Annotated in this window: 18 protein-coding genes; 6 read left to right on the top strand and 12 right to left on the bottom strand. The window is 70.2% G+C overall.

What is annotated here, in order from left to right; translation table 11 throughout:
- The first annotated feature begins 95 nt into the window (after window positions 1-95).
- The 3 genes from QMF80_RS22245 (at window position 96) to QMF80_RS22235 (ending at window position 4,857) form a co-directional block, all read left to right on the top strand.
- Window positions 96-1,508: an ATP-grasp domain-containing protein gene (locus tag QMF80_RS22245; protein WP_283455974.1), complete on the top strand. Its 1,413-nt coding sequence runs from the start codon at window positions 96-98 to the stop codon at window positions 1,506-1,508.
- A complete protein-coding gene (locus QMF80_RS22240) occupies window positions 1,505-3,505 on the top strand; it encodes a PEP/pyruvate-binding domain-containing protein (protein ID WP_283455973.1) in 2,001 nt (666 codons plus the stop codon). Before QMF80_RS22245 ends, QMF80_RS22240 begins: the two co-directional genes overlap by 4 nt.
- A gap of 80 nt (window positions 3,506-3,585) precedes the next feature.
- The gene (locus QMF80_RS22235; protein ID WP_283455972.1) at window positions 3,586-4,857 is read left to right on the top strand and encodes an MFS transporter; all 1,272 of its coding nucleotides are present in this window, start codon (window positions 3,586-3,588) and stop codon (window positions 4,855-4,857) included.
- Here the strand turns inward: QMF80_RS22235 and QMF80_RS22230 are convergent.
- Window positions 4,848-5,915: a PAS domain-containing protein gene (locus tag QMF80_RS22230; RefSeq protein WP_283455971.1), complete on the bottom strand. Its 1,068-nt coding sequence runs from the start codon at window positions 5,913-5,915 to the stop codon at window positions 4,848-4,850. The two genes, QMF80_RS22235 and QMF80_RS22230, sit on opposite strands and share 10 nt — an antisense overlap.
- Before the next feature lie 479 nt (window positions 5,916-6,394).
- Between QMF80_RS22230 and QMF80_RS22225 the strand changes: the two genes are divergently transcribed.
- Window positions 6,395-6,559 carry a hypothetical protein gene (locus tag QMF80_RS22225; RefSeq protein WP_283455970.1) on the top strand — a complete coding sequence of 55 codons (165 nt, stop codon included), beginning with the start codon at window positions 6,395-6,397 and terminating at the stop codon, window positions 6,557-6,559.
- 301 nt (window positions 6,560-6,860) lie between these two features.
- Here the strand turns inward: QMF80_RS22225 and QMF80_RS22220 are convergent, their stop codons facing one another.
- The 9 genes from QMF80_RS22220 to QMF80_RS22180 all read right to left on the bottom strand — a co-directional run bounded on the left by QMF80_RS22220 (window position 6,861) and on the right by QMF80_RS22180 (window position 16,385).
- The gene (locus tag QMF80_RS22220; protein ID WP_283455969.1) at window positions 6,861-7,868 is read right to left on the bottom strand and encodes a CU044_5270 family protein; all 1,008 of its coding nucleotides are present in this window, start codon (window positions 7,866-7,868) and stop codon (window positions 6,861-6,863) included.
- Window positions 7,865-8,431 carry an RNA polymerase sigma factor gene (locus tag QMF80_RS22215; protein ID WP_283455968.1) on the bottom strand — a complete coding sequence of 189 codons (567 nt, stop codon included), beginning with the start codon at window positions 8,429-8,431 and terminating at the stop codon, window positions 7,865-7,867. Before QMF80_RS22215 ends, QMF80_RS22220 begins: the two co-directional genes overlap by 4 nt.
- 234 nt (window positions 8,432-8,665) lie before the next feature.
- Window positions 8,666-10,135: a cytochrome P450 gene (locus tag QMF80_RS22210; protein ID WP_283455967.1), complete on the bottom strand. Its 1,470-nt coding sequence runs from the start codon at window positions 10,133-10,135 to the stop codon at window positions 8,666-8,668.
- Window positions 10,136-10,569: 434 nt separating this feature from the next.
- A complete protein-coding gene (gene fabF, locus QMF80_RS22205; protein WP_283455966.1) occupies window positions 10,570-11,820 on the bottom strand; it encodes a beta-ketoacyl-ACP synthase II in 1,251 nt (416 codons plus the stop codon).
- A complete protein-coding gene (locus QMF80_RS22200) occupies window positions 11,817-12,296 on the bottom strand; it encodes an SCP2 sterol-binding domain-containing protein (protein ID WP_283455965.1) in 480 nt (159 codons plus the stop codon). The genes fabF and QMF80_RS22200 overlap by 4 nt, the downstream gene beginning before the upstream one ends.
- Window positions 12,293-13,978, bottom strand: a complete 1,686-nt coding sequence (locus QMF80_RS22195; protein ID WP_283455964.1) for an FAD-dependent oxidoreductase — start codon at window positions 13,976-13,978, stop codon at window positions 12,293-12,295. Before QMF80_RS22195 ends, QMF80_RS22200 begins: the two co-directional genes overlap by 4 nt.
- Window positions 13,975-14,964 (bottom strand): hypothetical protein, encoded by a 990-nt coding sequence (locus QMF80_RS22190; RefSeq protein WP_283455963.1) that lies wholly within the window; start codon window positions 14,962-14,964, stop codon window positions 13,975-13,977. The genes QMF80_RS22195 and QMF80_RS22190 overlap by 4 nt, the downstream gene beginning before the upstream one ends.
- 4 nt (window positions 14,965-14,968) lie before the next feature.
- On the bottom strand, window positions 14,969-16,105 hold the full coding sequence (locus tag QMF80_RS22185; protein ID WP_283455962.1) for a 3-oxoacyl-[acyl-carrier-protein] synthase III C-terminal domain-containing protein: 1,137 nt from the start codon (window positions 16,103-16,105) through the stop codon (window positions 14,969-14,971).
- A 19-nt stretch (window positions 16,106-16,124) separates the two neighbouring features.
- Window positions 16,125-16,385, bottom strand: coding sequence for an acyl carrier protein (locus tag QMF80_RS22180; RefSeq protein WP_283455961.1), 261 nt, complete (start codon window positions 16,383-16,385; stop codon window positions 16,125-16,127).
- 343 nt (window positions 16,386-16,728) lie between these two features.
- On the opposite strand from QMF80_RS22180, the gene QMF80_RS22175 reads away from it, so the two are divergent.
- The gene (locus QMF80_RS22175) at window positions 16,729-17,160 is read left to right on the top strand and encodes a DUF8189 domain-containing protein (RefSeq protein WP_283455960.1); all 432 of its coding nucleotides are present in this window, start codon (window positions 16,729-16,731) and stop codon (window positions 17,158-17,160) included.
- Window positions 17,161-17,189: 29 nt separating this feature from the next.
- Here QMF80_RS22175 and QMF80_RS22170 read toward each other — a convergent pair whose 3' ends face one another.
- Both QMF80_RS22170 and QMF80_RS22165 read right to left on the bottom strand, forming a co-directional pair.
- Window positions 17,190-17,552 (bottom strand): hypothetical protein, encoded by a 363-nt coding sequence (locus tag QMF80_RS22170; protein ID WP_283455959.1) that lies wholly within the window; start codon window positions 17,550-17,552, stop codon window positions 17,190-17,192.
- Between the two features lie 124 nt (window positions 17,553-17,676).
- Entirely contained in the window at window positions 17,677-18,081 is a 405-nt protein-coding gene (locus QMF80_RS22165; RefSeq protein ID WP_283455958.1) for a DUF1622 domain-containing protein, read from the bottom strand.
- Between the two features lie 433 nt (window positions 18,082-18,514).
- On the opposite strand from QMF80_RS22165, the gene QMF80_RS22160 reads away from it, so the two are divergent.
- A complete protein-coding gene (locus QMF80_RS22160) occupies window positions 18,515-19,135 on the top strand; it encodes a hypothetical protein (RefSeq protein ID WP_283455957.1) in 621 nt (206 codons plus the stop codon).
- The last annotated feature ends 91 nt before the right edge of the window (window positions 19,136-19,226 follow it).

The following is a 19,226-nucleotide window of genomic DNA, read 5'->3' as shown; positions in this document are numbered from 1 at the left end:
TAGTTACCCGTGGTCGGTACGTGGTGACACCGCGTACGGATCGTCCGCCGACGACGCCGCGCCACACGGCGTCTCCCCTCAACCTCAGGAGCACCATGACCCCGATCCTCTTCGTCTATGCCAAGGGCGGCCCTCCGCTGGAGTACGCGGTCCCGAGAATCGCGGCCCATGCCGAGGTGCACGTCCTGGCGCTCGCGTCACTGCCTCGCTCCACCGAGCCGGTGTGGCTGCCCGGGTGCGCGTCGGTCACCACGGCCCTGCCGGGCGAGGGGGTGGAACTGGTCGATCTGATCTGTTCCCACGCCCGCCGCGTCGGCGCGGCGGCGGTGCTGACCCTGTCGGAGTACGCGGTGGTGGCCGTCGCCCACGCGAGCCTGCGGCTCGGGCTGCGCGGCGCCGGCGAGCGGGTCGCGGGGGCGCGGGACAAGCGCCTGATGCGCAGGATCTGGCGTGACGCCGGGGTGCCCGTACCGGGGTTCGCGGAGATCCACGCTCCGCAGGACATCGCGACCGCCTTCGAGACCCTGCGGCCGCCGCTCCTCCTGAAGGCCGCGTGGAGCGCGGGTTCCACGGCCCATCTCACCGTGTGGAACGAGCAGCAGGCCGAGGAGGGCTGGAAGACCGGACGCACCGTCATGGAGGCGTCCTCCGCGCAGGGTTACGCGGAACTGCACGCCGCGGACGAGGGTGTCAGCGATTTCCTGCTGGAGGAGATCGTGACCGGAGAGGCCTCCGGCTGGTTCGACGGGGCCGGCTGGGGCGACTACGTCAGCGTGGAGGGGATCGTCGCCGACGGCCGCTACCACCCGCTCTGCATCACCGGGCGGATGCCGACCATCGCGCCCTTCACCGAGCGGGCGAGCCTGGCTCCGGCCGCCCTCCCGATCGCGTTGCAGCGCCGGATCGAGGAGGTGTCGCGCGCCGCCGTCGACGCGCTCGGGCTCGACACCTGCGCCACCCACACCGAGATCAAACTCGGCGCGGACGGGGCCATGTGGCTGATCGAGACCGCGGCCCGCTTCGGTGGGGTGATGACCACGCGGCAGGTGGAGACCGTCTTCGGGCTCGACATGATCGGCATGCTGGTGTGCCAGCTGCTCGGCCGGGAGGTCGCCTACCCGGAGCGGATGCTGACCGAGGGCCAGGGCGCCGCCGGATCCCTCGTCGTGCTCGCCGTCGACCCCGAGGGCCAGCCCTGGACCGAGCTCCCGGCCTGGGACTTCGGGGCGGTCGACTGGCCCGCCCTGGTCGCGCCGGGAACCCGCGTGGAGCTGGTGCGCGAGCACAGCCTCCCGCCCGGCAGCCCGGTCCCGCCCTACGAGGAGGCGGGTGGGGCCAATTCCATGGCAGCGCTGTGCTTCCTCAGCGCCGCGACCGGGCCGGAGCTGCTGGCCGACTGCGGCCGCATCATCGCGGCCCTGCCGAACGCCCTCACCGCCGCGACCGCCGCCCCCACCACCGCCTCCCCCCTGCCCGCCGACCGCTCGACGCCCGGGAGCACCGCATGACGAACCCCGCCACCATCACCCCCGCGCCGTCCCCCCGGGGCGCCGCCGTGGACACCCTGCTCACGCTCCCCCTGTTCGAGCAGCTGGCCGGCGTGCTGGGCGGCCACCCGTACGTGAAGGTCGTCGTTGACCGGGACCAGGGCTTGTGGCACGTCCTCGACAGCGCGGTGCACACCTTCCACGTCAACTACATAGCCACCGAGATCCAGGGGCTGACCCTCGACGAGCTCGACGCCGGACTCGACCGCTTCAACCACGACGTCTACCAGGACCCCGCGCGGCGCTTCCTGCTCGGCGTCCTGTCGCTGCACTCCCGGGGCGGTCCGGAGCGCAACGAGCCGTTCATGGTGCTCGAGACCACCGAGGCCGACACCATGGGCGCGGACCTGCTGATCGAGTTCCACGCCTTCGTACGGGCCCACCTCGACCCCGCGCTGGAGCTCCTGGTGAAGCCGGCCAACCACGGCCAGGAGAACGCCCTCGCGGCGGTGCCGGAGACCGTGGTGCCCCGCGCACGGGGTCACGCGCTCCTGGCGTCCGCGCCCTTCGTACCGCTGACCCTCGCCTCGGCCACCGGCCGGCTCCGCGCCTTCGCCTCGGGCGAGGAGTACCTGGCCGCCCGCGCGGACCTTACCTGGTACGACATCGTCACCATGCCGGTGGTCCCCGACGACATCCCGCGGCTCTCCGGTCTCATCAACGCCCAGCCCACCACCCCGCTGTCGCACACCAACATGCTGGCGGCCGGCTGGGGCATCCCCAACGCCATCGTCCGCGGAGTCCTCGACACCATCGCGGACGAGAAACTGGACGGCGCCTGGGTCCATTACGAGGTCACCGCCGACGGGTTCACCATCGAGCGCGCCGAGGAGCCGTCGGACCTCGCAGAACCGACGTGGCACACGCAGCGGGTCCGTCTCGACGCGCCGCACGTGACGGACGTACCGCTCGTGCCGCTGTCCGCGCTACGCGCCCGCGACCGCAACCGCTACGGCACCAAGGCGGCCAACCTCGGGGAACTGCACCACGTACTGCGCCACGGCTCGTCCCGGCTGACCGGCTACTACTCCGTGCCCCGCCCGCCCCGGGCCGACCTGCTCGGTCACCTGGCCACCCGGCTGCGGATGCCCGAGGACGGCCATCTCGCCCAGTACGCGGGCGAGTTCCTCACCCGACACGTCCGGGCACCGGCGGGCATCGCCGTCCCCTTCTCCGTCCAGCAGCGCTTCCTGGACTCCTCGCCCGCCGTGCAACAGAGCATCGGGAAGCTGAAGATGGCCCTGGAGCTCAACGCCATGGACGCCGTGGACACGGTCTGCGTCCAGTTGCAGCACCTGGTACGCACCCTTCCGGTGCCCGAGGACCTGGTGCGCGCCCTGGACACACAGCTGGTCGAGCACCTGGCCGGCACGAGCCGCTTCGCCGTGCGGTCCTCCTCCAATGCCGAGGACCTTCCGGGCTTCTCCGCCGCCGGGATCTACGAGTCCCACACCAAGGTCACCGACCTGCCGGGGCTGCTGGACGCCATCCGCCAGGTGTGGGCCTCGCTGCTCTCCCCGCGCAGCGTGCGGCTGCGCCATCAGGCCGGCATCTCCCTGGACGACACCTACATGGGCGTGATCGTCCAGCGCTACGAGCCGTCCCCGCTCGGCGGCGTCATGGTCACCTGCAATCCGACCAACCGGGCCGACTTCCGCAACGTGTACCTCAACTGCGCGCACGGGTCCACGGCCGATGTCGTCGACGGCCGGACGCTTCCCCTGCAGTACCTGTACAACACGGTCGAGGGCGGCGGCCGCACGATCTCGCTCGGAGCGGCCGGCGAGGACCTGGCGCAGGAGACGCGCGACCACCTGGGCCGGCTGGCGCTGGCGGGACGCCTGCTGCAGTCCCACTTCGCCACGGACTACACATTCGCCGGGCCGCTCGACGTCGAATGGCTGCTCGGGCCGGGAGGCGCGCTCCACATCCTCCAGCTCCGGCCGTACAGCGCCTGACCTGCCCGTCCGTCCGCCTAGCCGCCTGTCCGTCTGTCCGTCTGTCCGTCCCCACCCAGCGCCCCTCCCGAAGGTCACCCATGCCCCTCTCCCTCCTGCGTGCGCGCGTGAAACGCCGCGTCCGTCCGCCCGCCGCGGTGCTCCGCGTGATCCGGCTGAACAATGGGTTCCAGCTGTTGTTCAACCTGCTGTGGTGGATGCCGGTCTTCTACGAGTACCAGAAGCAGGCAGGCCTGTCGGACAGCCAGATCTTCGGCATCCAGAGCGTCTACTACGTGGCCTTCTGCCTGCTGGAGATACCCACCGGCTTCATCGCCGACCGCATCGGACAGCGCCGCTGCATGCAGCTCGGGGCGGCCGCGATGACGGCGGCGAACCTCATTCCGGTCGCCTCGCCGTCCTTCGCGGGTTTCATGGCTCACTTCCTGGCGATCGCCGCCGCCCGCTCGCTGGTGTCCGGGGCCTCCAGCGCCTACCTGTACGAGTACCTGCACGAGCACGGCGCGGACGCGCACTACGTACAGGCGGAGGGCACCGCCCGAGCGCTCGGCCTCTGGGCGAAGATCGCCTGCTGGCCCCTGGTCGGCGTCCTGATGCACGTACGGCACGAGGCCCCTTACCTGCTGACCGCGCTGTCCACGCTCGGTTCGCTGGCCTGCGCCGCGGCCCTCCCGGCGATCGCGGCGTCGCCCCGCGAGGACGCGCACCCGCCCGCGGAGCGCCTCGGGCTCCTCGGCTCGGCCCGCCAAGCCGTGAAGGTGCTCGCAACGTCACGGTCCCTCGGGCCGCTGATGGTGCAGGGCGTGGCCGTGTTCACGCTCGCCCGTATCTGCCAGGTCAACCTCTTCCAACCGCTGCTCCTCGAGAAACACCTGCCCGTCGCCGACCACGGTGCGGTGCTGTCGGCGATGACGGTCGCCGAGGCCGTCGGATCGGCCAGAACCGGCTGGTTGCGCAGCAGACTGGCCGACACCACCACGGTGACCGTTCTCAGTGTGGTCATGGCCCTCACGCTCGCGGCCACCACACTGTCGGGGGGCCTCGGCACGGTCGTGTGGCTGTGCGTGTTCGCCGCCGCGGCGGGCCTGGCGTACCCGGTGCAACGCAACCTGATCAACGCGGCCATCCCGCCGACGCCGTACCGGGCGACCCTGCTGTCGGTGGAGTCCATCATCGACCGCGGCGTGTGCGCGCTGGTCGCGCTGGCCGTCGGCGCCTATCTGGCGGCCGACCGCCTCGACGCGCTCCTCGTGCACGCGGCGGTGGGCACCTGTCTGCTGCTGCTCGTCGTGGGCGTCGTCCTCGGGCGGTTGCGTCGGGACGGGGTACGGGCGGCCACCGGTCAGCCCTGATACGGGGGGACGGCCGCGCGCGGCGGCCAGGCCCTGGCGTCGAGGATGCCGAGGGTGTACGCGCGTGCCACCAGGGCCGGGCGTGAGTCCGCGTCGAGCGCGAGGCGCAGTCGGCGCAGGTGGTAGTCCAGGGCCTGGCGCGACAGTCCCAGGTCGGTGGCGACGGCTCCGTTGGACCGGCCGCCCGCCATGAGGGAGAGGACCCGCAGCTGCACCGGGCTGACCTGGACGATGGTTCCGAACTCGGCGCTCCGCGAGGTCAGTACGGCCGAGATCCGGTCCGGAGCGCCATGGCGCCTGACCACCGCGAGGTCCGCGCGCAGCGCCATGCTCTGGCCGGAGGCTGTACCGCAGACCACGGAGCACGTGTGCCGGGGCATCTTGCCGGCGACCAGGTCCGCCCACGCGCGTCGCACCGCGCGGGGGTCCCCGCGCAGGTGCCCGATGGCACGGCTGCCCTCCAGGGAGGCACGGTCACCCCCGAGCAGTTCCGCGACTCCCCCACTGACCCGCTGTACGCGGCCCTGCAGGTCCAGGGTCACGATCGCCAGTCCCGAACGCTCCCACAGGGCGTGGAGTTCCTCGGCGGTGGCCGCCTTGTCCTCCAGGGCCCGGGTCTGGTCGGTGACGTCGGTGTAGATGCCGCCGACGCGGGGGCCCCGGCCGAGGTCCAGGACGAACCGGTGCCCGGTCACCTGCCGGGGCGTCCCGTCGGGGTGCCGGAAGACGAGGGTGTGCCGGACGGGCCGGCGGGAGGACAGTACCTCGCGGTCCAACGCCCTGAACATGGCGGCGGCGTCGGGTGCGTCGATCTCCTCGACCGTCCGGCCGACCACGGCGTGCGACTCCATGCGGTAGAGGTGGGCGTAGGCCGCGTTCACCCACAGGTACCGGCCCTGTCCGTCACGGATGAAAGCGGGCGCCGGAGCGTACGAGGCAAGGGCCTCGAACCACCGCGCCGCCTCCGCGGCGTCCTCCTGTCCGGCCGCGCCCCGCGTCGGCTCCCCGCCCCCGTCGGCCGTCGACTGCCCCTGACCGTGTTCGTTCTGCGCGTACATGCCTGTTTCTGTCTCTCGGTTCTCCGCTCTCGCTCCGGGCGGGAGGTCAACTTAACCTGATGTGAACGACGTTACGGCCCACAGAAACCGGAATGTCCCATACCGGGCGCCCCCCGGCGCGTCTTCCGCCACGACATCGCCTGCCACTTCTGCGGCCGGTCGTGCTGGAGGCCCATGAGGAGGGCAGCTCATGACGAAAACGATTCCTGAGACGCGGGCACCGCGTCACCAGGAGGGCGGTCAAGCTCGTGCGGAACTGTGTCCTGTTTGAGTATGGCGACCTCCCCCGGTGGGCGTCACCGCACCGGCGCGGCCTCGCCCCGGCCCACGCACCGGCGGCACGTCGTCGCTCGCGCGGCGGACGGACGCGAGGCCCGCGGCGGCGGCCGGGCCCCGTGGAGGTCGAAGCGTTACGCTGCTCGTATGCAGATATCCATATTTTTGCAGTAGATCGAGTCTTCGAAAACGAGGAGTCGGCCATGAGCCAGCACGACGAGTACTCCACCCCCTCACAGGCCGAGGGCGAGCGGCTCGACGAGGACATGGACGAGGCGCAGAGGAAGCAGCGCCACGCGCAGACCCAGCGCGGCACGCCCTCCCAGGCGGAGGGCGCCCGCGAGGCCGAGGGGGACGGGGAGGAGTAGGGCGGACCCACTCCTGCTGTGCGACCGCACGCATGCCGACCGTGGGATGCGCATCGGCTTCCGGGAGCCCAGGGCAGGAGAGCGCGTGCACGGCTGCAGCACCAGGTGGGGCCGCACCCTCGTCGACCACCGCTGAGCCTGTTCCTCGGCGAGCATGTCGGCCGGCTTACGGCGGGGTCTCGCGGTGACGCGGTCGTTGACCTCGGCGGCGCGCAGGTTTGAATCTGGGCGCCAGTGCCGCGTCAGGCAACGTTCGCCCCGTCGCGACGCCCTCGACGGGCAAACATTGCCTGACGCGGCACTAGCTTCCTGGGACCTGGCCCGCCTCGTCCACAACCCCGCGGGCGACGATGGCCGTTGACGTGACTGGCGTGCCGGCCTTCCCCCACGCGCTGTCCTTGAGCAGCACGGTGCGCTCACCCAGCAGACGCATGCTGTTCGTGTCGAAGATCCATTCGGTCCGCTCGCCATGATGGATCCGGGCAACCGCAACACCTGCCCGACCTACAGCGTCTGTCACCTCGGGGACCAGGACAACGCCCGGAATTCGGGCGGCTGCACGGTAGAGAGCAGCACTTACCCCAGGCGGGGGCTCCACCGTCCGCAACAGGTCGCCGATCGCGACGAAGGCTTGCTGATCGGGTCCTGTGGTGGATCCGGAACCCTCGCCGTGGTTGAGGCGAGCATCGGCGTAGATCTTCTCCAACAACCGGTCGGGATCCGTCGGGAGGGACTCGAGGAAGCGGTAGGTCGGACCGTTGATGCTGCCGTTGCCCTTGCCTCCTGCCGGATCCGTCGTGGTTCCCCGGACGGCGCGCGTGACCGTACCGCCTGATCCGTCGATCGATACCCACCGCTCCGCTGATTCATCTGTTCGGGCAGCCTCCATTCCCCCATTCGCGGTCTCGGACAAGGACGTGGAGTGTCCGGCCGTCTTGGTGTACAGAAACTGCCCGTCACGGACGGTCGGAGCGGGGGCTGCCTGCGCCGCCAGCGCCACGCGATCCAGCAACTGAACGGCCGCAGGTTCGGTCCGAGCGCCTACAGGACCCCCGCCTGAGCCACTCGCGCCGAGGGTAGTGGCCAAGGCCACGGCGCACGTCGCAGCACCGACAGCGAGAAACAGAGCCATCGGACGGCGGGACCGTGCTGGAGCACCTTGCAGGTTATTTACCGTTTCGCGCATCAGGTGCTCTTTAATCCGGTCATGTCCATGGAACGGCAGATCAGTATCTGAAATGCCGGGCATACGCCGGATCGAGTCCATGGGCTCGACCGGGCCGCATCGTGCGTCATCGGCGGCGTTCACAGGTCTCCTTCCCGTGCTGTTCGGGTCGCGGGGGTACGTCTTGGGGCCGCAGGCTCCGGCAGGTGAGCGGCTGCGAGCTTGCGCAGGCGGCCCCGGGCGCGGGAGAGTCTGGAACGCACGGTCCCCACAGGCACGCTGCACACCTGTGCCACCTCTTCCTGACTGAGGCCGGACCACACGCACAGAAGGAGAACTTCCCGGTCCACACTGCGGAGCCTCTTCAGCGCAGCAAGGGCGGCTGCTGCCTGGGCGGTGTCAGCGATGCGGGAAACAACAGCGTCCGCCAGGTCCGGAACGATGCCGGGCGGCGGAAGACGCGCTATCGCGCGGCTGTGACGGCGCGCCGCCCTGCGGCTGTTGCGCATGACATTGGTCGCGACACCAAAGAGCCATGCCCGCTGGCTGATGACACCTTCAAGCGTGTCGCGGAGCCGCCACGCCTCGAGAAAGGTAAGGGAGACGATGTCCTCAGCGCCCGCAAAGTCTCCGGTCATGCGGACGGCGTGCGCGTACACCGCCCGGGCGTGAGCTTCGTAGATCTTCGCGAACAGTTGGTGGTCCACGCTGAGTAGTGTCCGCACAGCCCACCATGTTGCATGTGAAGCACATCACACGGAAGGAGAATCGTTTCACAGCGCAAGCAGTCAGGTGACCGCCAGCAGGGCGGCGAGGCTATTTTCTGGATCATCCTTCGCGACAGACGAACCTCAGTGCTGCTGCCGCCCGGGCCAAGCGGGCGACGGCTGCCTCACCGCCACCGACCTACCCCTCACACCACCGGCCCCGCCCTGGAAACCTCAGTGACGGACGCCACGCGCTCCGCGGCGCCTGGCGGACACCGGCAGACCGCGCAGCGGCCGGATCGTGATCCTTGCCAGCGTGTCGACCGCGAACCCGGGAACGGGCTCGAACTCCCAGTGCCGCCCCAGGGTGGCCAGCGCCATGACGCCCTCCATCCGCGAGAAGGTATTGCCTATGCACTGCCGCGGACCGCCGCCGAAGGGGAGATAGGCGAGGCGCGGGCGTCCGGGCCGTACCGCGTGACCGGCGAGCTCGTCGGTCGGGCCGGCGGACCGCGGGGTCTCCAGCCAGCGCTGCGGAGCGAAGAGCTCCGGCTGCGGCCACCACTGGGGATCGCGGTGGACGACCCACGGGACGATCGCGACGAAGCTGTCCTTGGGGACTCGGCGGCCGCAGACCTCGAAGTCGTCCAGGGAACGGCGGGCGACGCCCATGATCGGCGGGTAGAGGCGCATCGCCTCGGAGAGGACCGCGTCGGTCCAGACGAGGCGGGGCAGGTCCTCGACCGTGGGCAGCCGGTCGCCGAGCACCTCGTCGATCTCCTCGTGCATCCGCTGCCGTGCCTCGGGGTGACTGCCGAGCAGGTGGTAGGCCCAGGTGAGCGCGCTGGCCGTGGTCTCGTGGCCGGCCATGAGGAGGGTGATCGCCTCGTCCCGTACCTGGAGGTCCTCCATCGGCTCCCCGGTGTCGGCGTCGCGCGCCGCGAGCAGCAGGGAGAGCAGGTCGGCGCCCTGGCCGTCGCCCTGCCTGCGCTCCGCCATGAGCCGGTAGACGATGGCATCGAGGTTGTCCCGGCCCTCGTAGAAGCGCTTGTTGCCGGGCAGCGGCAGCTTCGCCAGATGGCGGGCGAAGGGCAGGGAATCCCAGCGCAGCGGACCCTCGTGGCGCGGGATGGCGGTGCGGATGGTGTGGGCCACATCGCTGTCGAGCGAGACGTCGAAGAGCGTGCGGGCCACGATGGCGAGGGTCAGCTCGGCCATCTCGACCTGCAGATCGAGCCGGTCCCCGTCCTTCCAGCCGGACTGGATGTCGTCGGAGAGCTCGGCAAAGGCACGGCCGTAGCCGGCGATGCGTTCGTGATGGAACATCGGCTGGATCAGCCTGCGCTGCTTGCGGTGGAACGTGCCGTCGCTGGTGACCAGGCCGTTGCCGAGGATCACCTCGAGCGGGGCGGCCCACTTGCCGCGTCCGGCGCTCATGACGTCCTTCGCGAAGTTGCGGTGCGACGTGACCAGGATCTCGTGGGCCGCCTCTGGATCGCTGACCATGTACAAGTCGCGCCAGCCGAGCGGGATGCGTACGACGGGGCCGTACTGGTCGCGCAGCCCGGTGACGTAGTCCAGCGGATTGCCGGACATCGCGAGCAGGGCGCGCAGCCGGCCGGTGGGGCCGGGGGCGGCGGTGGCGGTGGCCATAGGGGCGGTGGAGACCTGGGTCATCGAGGTGCCTTCCTGAGGTGCGCTCACGAGTGGCGCCACGGGCTCGGCCGGCGGCCCAACGGGTCGTGGGCGCCATGGTGGTTGAGGGCCCGGCCCACCGGTGCGAGCAGACCGAAGACCAGGTCCTGGACCCACCTGGAGCGTCTTGTGAGGGCGGACTCGTCTCACTCGCGGGCGATGACGGCGGGCCGGAGCACTTGGGGGTAGCCCTTGCGGTTGCTGTGTCCGTCGTCGGCCAGGCCCCAAAGCGTCTCCAGGAGTCCGCCGACGCGCAGGGCGGCCTCAGGGCGCTGAACATGCCTGCCGCGGCGTCCTGGTGGCGATCGACGATGCGATGCGAAACGCCCGGCGGTACGCCATGGACCTTCCCCGGCTCGGCGAGGATCTCCTTGCCCCCGGTCGCGCTGCACCCCCAGTCCTGCGGGTGGCTTCCGGCGTGGGCTCCATGGACACGGGTGGGGTCACTCCCTGACGAAGCGTTGGAGGGCGAGCGAGACGTTCTGCCCGCCGAAGGCGAAGGAATTGGAGAGGGCCGCCTGGGTCTCGTACGGACGGGCGGTGTTCGGCACGTAGTCGAGGTCGCACTCGGGGTCGGCCGCGTCCTGGTTGATGGTGGGCGGGATGACCCCGCGGTCGATGGCCAGGGCGCAGAACGCCGTCTCGGTCGCGCCGGCCGCGCCCAGCAGATGGCCGGTCATCGACTTGGTGGAGCTGACGGCCAGGTTCCCGCTGTGCGTGCCGAAGGCGGACTTGATCGCCTTCGTCTCGGCGGCATCGGAGAACTGGGTCGAGGTGCCATGGGCGTTGACGTAGTCGATCTCGTCGGGCTTGAGGTCGGCCTCGCGCAGCGCGGCGAGCATGGCGCGGGCGGCACCCTGCCCGGTGGGGTCGGGGGCGGTGACGTGGTAGGCGTCGCTGGTCTGGCCGTAGCCGCAGATCTCGGCGTAGACGTACGCGCCCCGCGCCTCGGCCGACTCCGCGGTCTCCAGGAGCAGCATGGTGGCGCCCTCCCCCATGACGAAACCATCCCGGTCCGCGGTGAACGGGCGGGAGGCTCGGCGGGGTTCGTCGTTGCGGCGGGACAGCGCGCGCAGGTTGTCGAAACCCGCGATCAGCGGCGAGACGATGCATGCCTCGGAGCCGCCCGCCAGTGCGGCCCCGGCATAGCCGTCGCGGACCATGCGGTAGGCCTGCCCGATCGCGTCGGCCGAGGAGGCGCAGGCGGTGACCGGTGCGGCGCCGGGGCCGCGGAAGCCGAAGCGCTGGGCGACCGTGCCCGCGCCCATGTTGACGATGGAGCTGGGCACGAAGTACGGGGAGACCATCCGGGGCGCCGCCGCGTCCTTCAGCACCCCCGCCATCATGGTGCCGGCGCCGCCGATAGCGCTGCCGATCACGGTGGCGGCGCCGTCCCGGTCGATGCCGTCGAGGCCCGCGCGCTCCACGGCGAGTTGGGCCGCGGCGATCGCGAAGTGGCAGAACCGGTCGAGGCGTCTGGCCTCCTTGCGGGTCAGCCAGTCGGTCGGATCGAAGTCCGTCACCTCGGCGGCGATCCGCACCGGCAGCCGGTCTGCGTCGAAGCCCTTGATCGGTCCCACGCCGGTGGATCCGGCGAGCAGCCGCGTCCAGACCGTCTCGGTGCCGATGCCGAGCGGGTTGACCATGCCGATGCCCGTCACCACCACCCGGTGGCGCCCGGGGGCTGTACTCATCCGGACTCACCCGGCTCGGCGAGCCCGAAGAGAGACTCCATCCGCATCGCGAGGTGCACATCACCCTGGATGTGCAGCCGGCCCTTGAGCAGCAGATCCATCCCCTGGGCCGCGGCGGAGGCCATCTCCACGAAGCTGACCGCGTCGAGGGCGAGGGTGACCGCGGGGTCGCCCGAGATCCCCGTCTCGCGCACGTCGCAGGTGTCCTCGGTCAGTACGAGGTCGTACGCGACGGTGTCGGCCGGAGACCTTTCGACCTCCCAACGGGCTGTCCGCGGACCGTCCGTGAGGCCTCCGGTGTAGCGCTCGGGCATCCGGTCGAAGGCCGAGCGCAGCACGGCCTCGCCCTCGGGTGTGGCCAGCCAGGCCGCCAGGTCCTCGCGCGGCAGCCCGGCGAGGGCGGCGCGGACTTCGGAGAGTGCGCCGGAGCGCAGTCCCGCGACTCGCTCCGGGGAGAAGGTGGTTTCAGCCGTCATGACGGCTCCTCCGCTCGTGCGGGCACCTGCCCGCTGTTGACTATGCGGTCGACGGCCTGCCGGAGTTCCTGCCGGGGTGCGATGCCGGGCAGCCGGGCGAGGACATGTCCGTCGGGCCGTACGAGAACCGCTTCCGGCCCCCGCAGGGCGTAGCTTTCGGCGAAGGCTCCGGTGACGTCGCGCAGTGGGGGCCCGTCCGCGGTGATCACGGCTGCCGTGAGGGGCAGGCCCACGACGGTCGGGGTCTCCTGCGCCACTTGCTGCCAGACGGCTCCCTCTGCCCCGGTGAGCAGGGCGAAGCCATTGCGGTTCAGGTCGGTCGTGGAGATCCGGTCGCCGGCCCGGTCGAGCCAGGCGTGCGGGGCCCGGTGGCCGGCCCGGGCGGTCGGCTGATAGGTCACCACGTCCTGGACCACCGGCTCACCGGGGCCCGGTGCGTAGGTGAATCCCAGCGCCTGCCCCTCGAAGTCGAAGTGTGGCCGATGCTGTTCGATGTTGCGGGCGAACTCCGCATGATCGGCGTCGGATTGGAGCAGCGCCCGCTTCTGGAGGGCGTTGCTCTCGCTGTGCCGGGCGTTGAACTCCGCGACCGGGCGCCGCTCACGCTCGTACGAGTCGAGCAGCGTGTCGGGGGCGCCGCCGCGCAGCACCGCGGCCAGCTTCCAGCCGAGGTTGTGGGCGTCCTGGATGCCGGTGTTCATGCCGAAACCCCCGGTGGGCGGGAAGGTGTGGGCGGCGTCTCCCGCGGCGAGCACCCTGCCGTCGGCGCTGCGCCAGGAGTCGAGCCCCGTGGAGCCCATCACCCAGTTCCGTACGGAGTGGATGCGCAGCCCCCCGACCGGCTCGCCGATGGCGGCCTCGATCAGCTTGTGGTGATCGACATCCTCCTCGAAGTAGGTGTGTTCCTCGTCGGGGGTGAGGGCGGGGATCTCCAGGAGCCATTCGCCGCGCGCGGGGTCCACGGTGATGAGGACGCCCCGCACGGTGGCGTTGAGCACCCAGTACAAGGCGCTCTCCCGGCCGGCCGTCCAGGGCGAGAGGTCGGCGCTGAAGTGGATGTCGAGGAGCCTGCCGAGCGGCGTGGCGGCGGTCCGCCGCAGGCCCACTGTCTCGCGCAGCGGGCCGTGCAGCCCCTCGGCCAGGACGGCGTAGTGGGCCTCGACGACGATGGGGCGCTCGCCCCCGGTCGTCACCCTGACACCGGACGGAGTCCGGGTCAGCTCCTCGGCCCTGACCCCACGGATCACTCGTGCGTTCTCGGGGAGCCGGTCGACGAGCAGCGCTTCCACCCGGTTCTGCGAGCAGATGACGGGAAGGACCGGGCTGATGGCCGCTCGCCGCATCAGGGCTTCCGCCGAATCGATGACGTCGAGGGCGGCGAGTTCGGTGCCGGAGAGCTCGGTGCACCAGGTGATGCGCGCCGTGTTCTCCAGGGGCACGCCGGCGCGGCGCACCTCGGCGTCGACGCCCAGGTACCTGAGCAGCTCCATGGTGCGCGAGTTGATCACCGTGGCGCGTGGGTGACCGGACGGTGCGGGGCGTTGTTCCAGCACGACCGTGCGGACGCCGAGTCCGGCGAGGAAGTGGGCCGCGGCGAGGCCGGTGGGCCCGCCACCGACCACCACGACGTCGGCCTCCACCCGCTCGGCGGCCTCCGGCGGCTGCGGTACGGCTGCGGTCATCGTCGCACCTCCGCAAGACCGGCGACGACCGGCGCCAGGCGCCGGGCCACCGCCGCGTCGAAGCCGGCCTTGAACAGGACGCGGGCGACGACGACGGCGGGCAGCCCGGCCAGGACGGCGCCGAGCAGCCAGAGCGCGAACACCGCGGTGAGCGCGTTGCGTTGGATCTCACCCGGCCGGCCGGCGCCGCGGATGACCCGGCCCCAGACCCGGAAGACCTTTCCGGCCAGGAGGTCGGCCGCGGCCAGCGGAGAGTGTACGGGGGCCGCGTCATGGGCGGCGAGAACCTCGCGGACCCGGTCGGCCAGGGCCTCTTCGGAAGCGGCGCGGGACGCTGGTTCGGCCCGTCCCGGGGTGAATTCGAGCTGTGCTGGCGCGAGTTCGGCGATGCGCTCGCCGAGGAGCGCGAGCCGGTCCAGCTCGTCCATGCCGACACCGGCGCGCGGGAATCCCCAGGACGCCTCCCGCTTTCCGGCGAGCAGCCAGCGCAGCGTGGTGACGAAGGTGACCCCGGCGGAAGCGGTGTCCACTGCGGCGATCGTGCCCACGTAGCGGCCGCCCGCGGCCTGGAGCAGTTGCCGCACCTCGATGGCGGCCGAGTACCACATGTTCCGGCAGGCCACTAGGCCGACGACGGCACGCCCGTCGAACGCCTTCGGCTCGGCGCCGATGAACGCGCGCATGGGGAGCGCCGGAGCCAAGTACCAGACGGGGAAGGCGAAGACGACCAGGTCCGCGTCGTCATCCTCGGCCACCGGCGGCCGGGCGGTGATCTCGGTTGCCCCGTCGGGGTCGACGGAGGCGGGGAAGACACCGAAGAAGCGGCGTACGGGCCAGGGGAAGGGGAAGGGTTCCCGCGGTCTGATCTCGACCTTGCGTATGTCCCAACCCGCCTTCTCCAGCGGGTCGGTGACGGCGGAGACGGATTCCAGGAGCTGACCGGTCTGTGAGTACCAGTAGACGGTCACTCGGGGCTGTGCGCCCATGACCTCAGACCCCGCCGCCGGAGACGGCCGTCAGATGCGCGAAGGACACCGCGAACCGGCCGGACTCGGGGACCATCAACAGGAGTTTGTCGCCGGGGGACACCAGGCCCTCGCTGAGCATCTCCTCCAGGATCACGTAGACGCTGGCGGAGCCTATGTTCCCGACCCGGGACAGATTGCTGTACCACTTCTCGATGGAGGGGCCCCTGAGCTTCTTCTGCTCGATCTCCTTGAGCACCATGGACTTCATGCGCTCGCTGGAGTAGTGAGCGGGGAACCAGGCGAGCTCGTCCGGGTCGAAGCGGCCCTCGTCGAGCAGACGCTGGTACTCCTTGACCCCGAGCCGCACGAGGTGCGGCAGCAGGCCCAGGTTCTGACGCAGCGCCAGCGCGCCGTCGGCTGCGGCCTCGGCCACGGAGGGGTAGTCCAACCAGGTCTTCTCCGCCGAGTTGTCGGCCGCGCCCATGTACATGCACGTCTGCTCGGTGTTGGCGTAGGAGGTGAGCGAGATCCAGTCGATCCGCAGGCTCACCCCATCGGCCGCCGGGCGGTCCCGTACCACCGCGGCGCCGGCGCCGTCCGAGAGCATGTAGCGCAGGAACGCCATCTCCATGGCGATGGCACCGTCGTCCGAGACCGGCCGGACGTCGGCGAACCGGTCGCTCTTCATGAGGCGCGACATCAGCTCGGACGCGCAGGCGACCGCGTTCTTCTTCTCCCCGGCCACCACCTGGAGGTAGGCGCTCTTGAGCGCCATCATCCCGGAGCTGCAGATGCCGTGGGTGCTGACGATCTCGCAGGGCGGGCTGCCCAGCTCGCCGTGGACGCTGCTGGCGAAGCCGGGCGCGATGAGATCCGGGAGCCCGGTGGCCGCCGCGATGAGGTCGATGTCGTCGAGAGTGATATCCGAGCGGTCCACCGCCTGGCGAATGGCCGCGACCGCCAGGTCGGTGTTGGAGAACAGGGTCTTCTGCTGCTTGTCGATGGCGTAGTGCCGTGACTTGATCCCGCAGTTGTTGAGGGTCTGCTCGCGTAACCCCGAACTCGCGCGGCCCACGCTGCCGATATAGTCCTCGACCTCGTCGTTCGGCACCGGTTCGCCAGGCAGGAAGCTTCCCATGGCGGTGATGTAGGCAGGCATTGCAGACTCTCCCCGTGATCTAGGCGGTTGCTTTGGTTTCGATCTTGGAGACGGCGAGGTCCAGGACGTCGCCGACGGTGCGGACCGAACCGATGCGCTCGTCGTCCATCGAGATGTCGTACGCACCCTGAAGGGTCTGCGTCATGGCGACGAGGTCGAGTGAGTCGATGGCGATGTCGTAGTACAGATCGGATTCCTCGGAGATTTCATCCGGGTCGGCATCGCACTTGGCCACGAGGAATCCGGTGATATCTGCGTAGAGATCGGTCCTCAAAGACATGTTCACCTCCCGCGCCTCACCCCCTGTGCGGCACGGGATTCACTCTGACCCAAGCCGTGGGACGGGACAAGGCCAGACTTCCGGGCGGAGATCGACTTCGACCGAACCTTGAACGTCCTCAAGCCGGCGGTCGAGCATCCGCTACGGGGCTGGACGTCCTGCAGGGGCTTGGCCTGCGACGTTGTTGTCCTGACGCGTGGGATGGTGTGCTCACCTGAATGATCAGTGCCGCGTCAGGCAACGTTCGCCCCGTCACGACGCCCCGCACGGCTCGGCCCCTCGGGAAACGGTAAGTTAGCCGGTCGTTAGCGGCACGTAAGCGAGGCTGGCTAGCGTGGCGCGCATGAACAGGATGAAGCTTGTAGCGCTGGCGGCCGTGGCCGCCGCCTGTCTGGGCCTCACCTCGCAGCCAGCGCAGGCGGCGGACGTCTGCAGTCGCGGGGCCGGCCAGTACTTCTGCGAGTACGGGGTCACCAAGAAGACCCTGCCGGACGGATCCAAGCAGGAGTTCGTCATCGGCACCGACAACGCGGTGTGGACCCGCTGGACCCTCAGCGGGAAGTGGACCACCTGGTCCTCCATGGGTGGCTTCGCAACCAGCGGCGTGACCATCACCAAAGTGGGGGTGAACCCCTGGGAGTTCGACGTGTGCGTCCTCGGCGGCGGGGACAGGCAGTGGTGGGCCACCCACCGCTACGGCAACGGGACCTGGTCCAGCTGGTCCCGCATGCTGGACACCCCGTCGGGACCGTCGTGGCCGACCACGTCCACGTGAGCGGCCCGCAGCGTTTGCGGACGTGAGCGCTACTCCTGTGGCCAGTCGTATCCGTCCGGCCCCTCGGCTCGGATGGCCATGTCGCGCAGCACCTCTGCCGACGAGGTGGCCGGGTCGCTTTCGTCATGGACCAGGGCCAGCTCCACGTACGCCGCCGCGAACGCGGCTGCCAGTTGAGTGACGGCCCGGCCCATCTCGCGGCCCACCTGGTCGGCCACCTCCTGCAGCGAGGCATCGGAGGAGATCTCTATCCTCGGCATCGCCTCGGTGAGGAACTGACCCATGAGGTTGGGTTCGTCCTCGGGCGCGTCGTCAGCCTCGGGATGGACGAACGCGTCGTAGGCCTCCGTCAGGATACCGACGACCTTCCTGATGACCTCGTTCTGATCCATCTCATGAGCGTAGACCCCGTGACCGATGAGGTCTGCGGCTTTGGCAGAGAGCGTTTTGATGTGCCGCCGCCTCCCGCTCACAGACCGGCATGTCGGCGGCTACCGGCCGGCCCGGGCCTGCGGGTCAGGGAGGAGCGAGACGGGATTCGGGTTCTTTCTGATCGTGCTCGATCTCGGCGCGTTCCTGCGCGATTTCCCGGGTGAGGAAGAAGTTCAGGATGGTGCGGATGGCCGCGATGGCCGCCAGCTGGCCGATCTCGGCGAAGCTGGGAGCGACGGCTGTGCGCAGGACATCACCCGCCAGTTGGAATTCCAGTCCGAGGACGAGGAAGCGCCCCAGGCTGAGGCGAATCTTGTTGAACTCGCCGATGAGGGACCGTCTGCGGAGTCCGGTCGTGGCGAACCGTGCGAAAGCCCAGATGGCTCCCAGGAAGATGATCAGCGCTCCGGCCGCCTCGATGACGTGTACCAACCACCCGATCATCTCCCGTACTACCGATTCGGATACCAGCTCGCCTGACGCGTTCATGTGGTCTCTCTACCCCGCCTGGGTCCGGATGGCAGATCCCTCCGAGGGCGAGATCACCCAATTGGCCGAGGAACTGGGCCTGCACCCGCTGTCGCGCGATACCTGCGGGACGTCGCCGTTCACTTGCACCGCACGGACATAGAGGTGCGGACCCTGGACGAGCTGCGGAAGCCCCGTCAGCCCGATCCAACGTCGCCGCACGGCTGACGAAGCGCGCTGTCCGCAGCATGCTCGGGCGGTACGGGGCTCCGACCGACGGGCCTGACATCCCCGGACCGGTTCCGCGCGAGCGGCGGCATCGACGCGGTGGACAGGAGGGGCGACACTGATGGCCGTGGCATCGGGGGCTGGGCGTGCGAGGGGCGGCGGGAAGATGCAGGCGTTGTCGGCCAGACGGGGGCTCGGTCCGCGGGGGATGGCGGTGACGTGGGGCGTGATCATCGTCCTGGCGGTGATCAGCACGTTCGGGCCCGCGATACTCGACCTCGGCCTGGGGATCGTGTTCGGCGTCATCGTGTTGATCACGCTCTACACATGGGTACTGCGGCGGATCTCCTACGGCAGCAGGACCGTGCCCCAGTGGGCCAGGACTGCCTACTGGCTCGGTGGTGCGCTGCTGGTCATCGGCGGGATGCACGCGCCGGATGCCGCTCTTGCGCTCACGGGTGAGCAGGGCACGGCCGTGGTCGATGGCGCCTCCACAGGGACCGGCGCGCATGGAATGAAGTACACACAGTGCTGGATCGATCTGCCGAACGGCAGCAACGAGCAGCTTCCCGCGACCGGGCCCTGCCCCGCACCGCACGGCACGCACCTCACAGTCGTGTACTCACCGCAAGGCATCATCGGCCCGATCGTCGGAAGCAGGAGCGACCTCATGTGGTGGTGGGCGCTCGTCTTCCAACTCGTCGGCATCGGGATCCTCACCGCCACAGCGGTGCTGACCGTCAGCGACCCCGTCCTTGAACGGCCCCTTGGAAGGAGTGCCGGTCGCCGCGGCAAGAGACCGCGGCCGCGACCGGGTACACCTCCGCGGAATCGAAGACGATTTTGAGTCCGCGCGGTCCGGGGACGCTCGGATCATCGACGGTTCCGGAGGGATGGCGCCATGCTCTGAGGGCTACCAGCCCAGGGAGGACTGGTGG

This window comes from Streptomyces sp. G-G2 (assembly GCF_030063135.1).
Lineage (GTDB): Bacteria > Actinomycetota > Actinomycetes > Streptomycetales > Streptomycetaceae > Streptomyces.
This window is presented reverse-complemented; position numbering and strand designations above follow the sequence as displayed.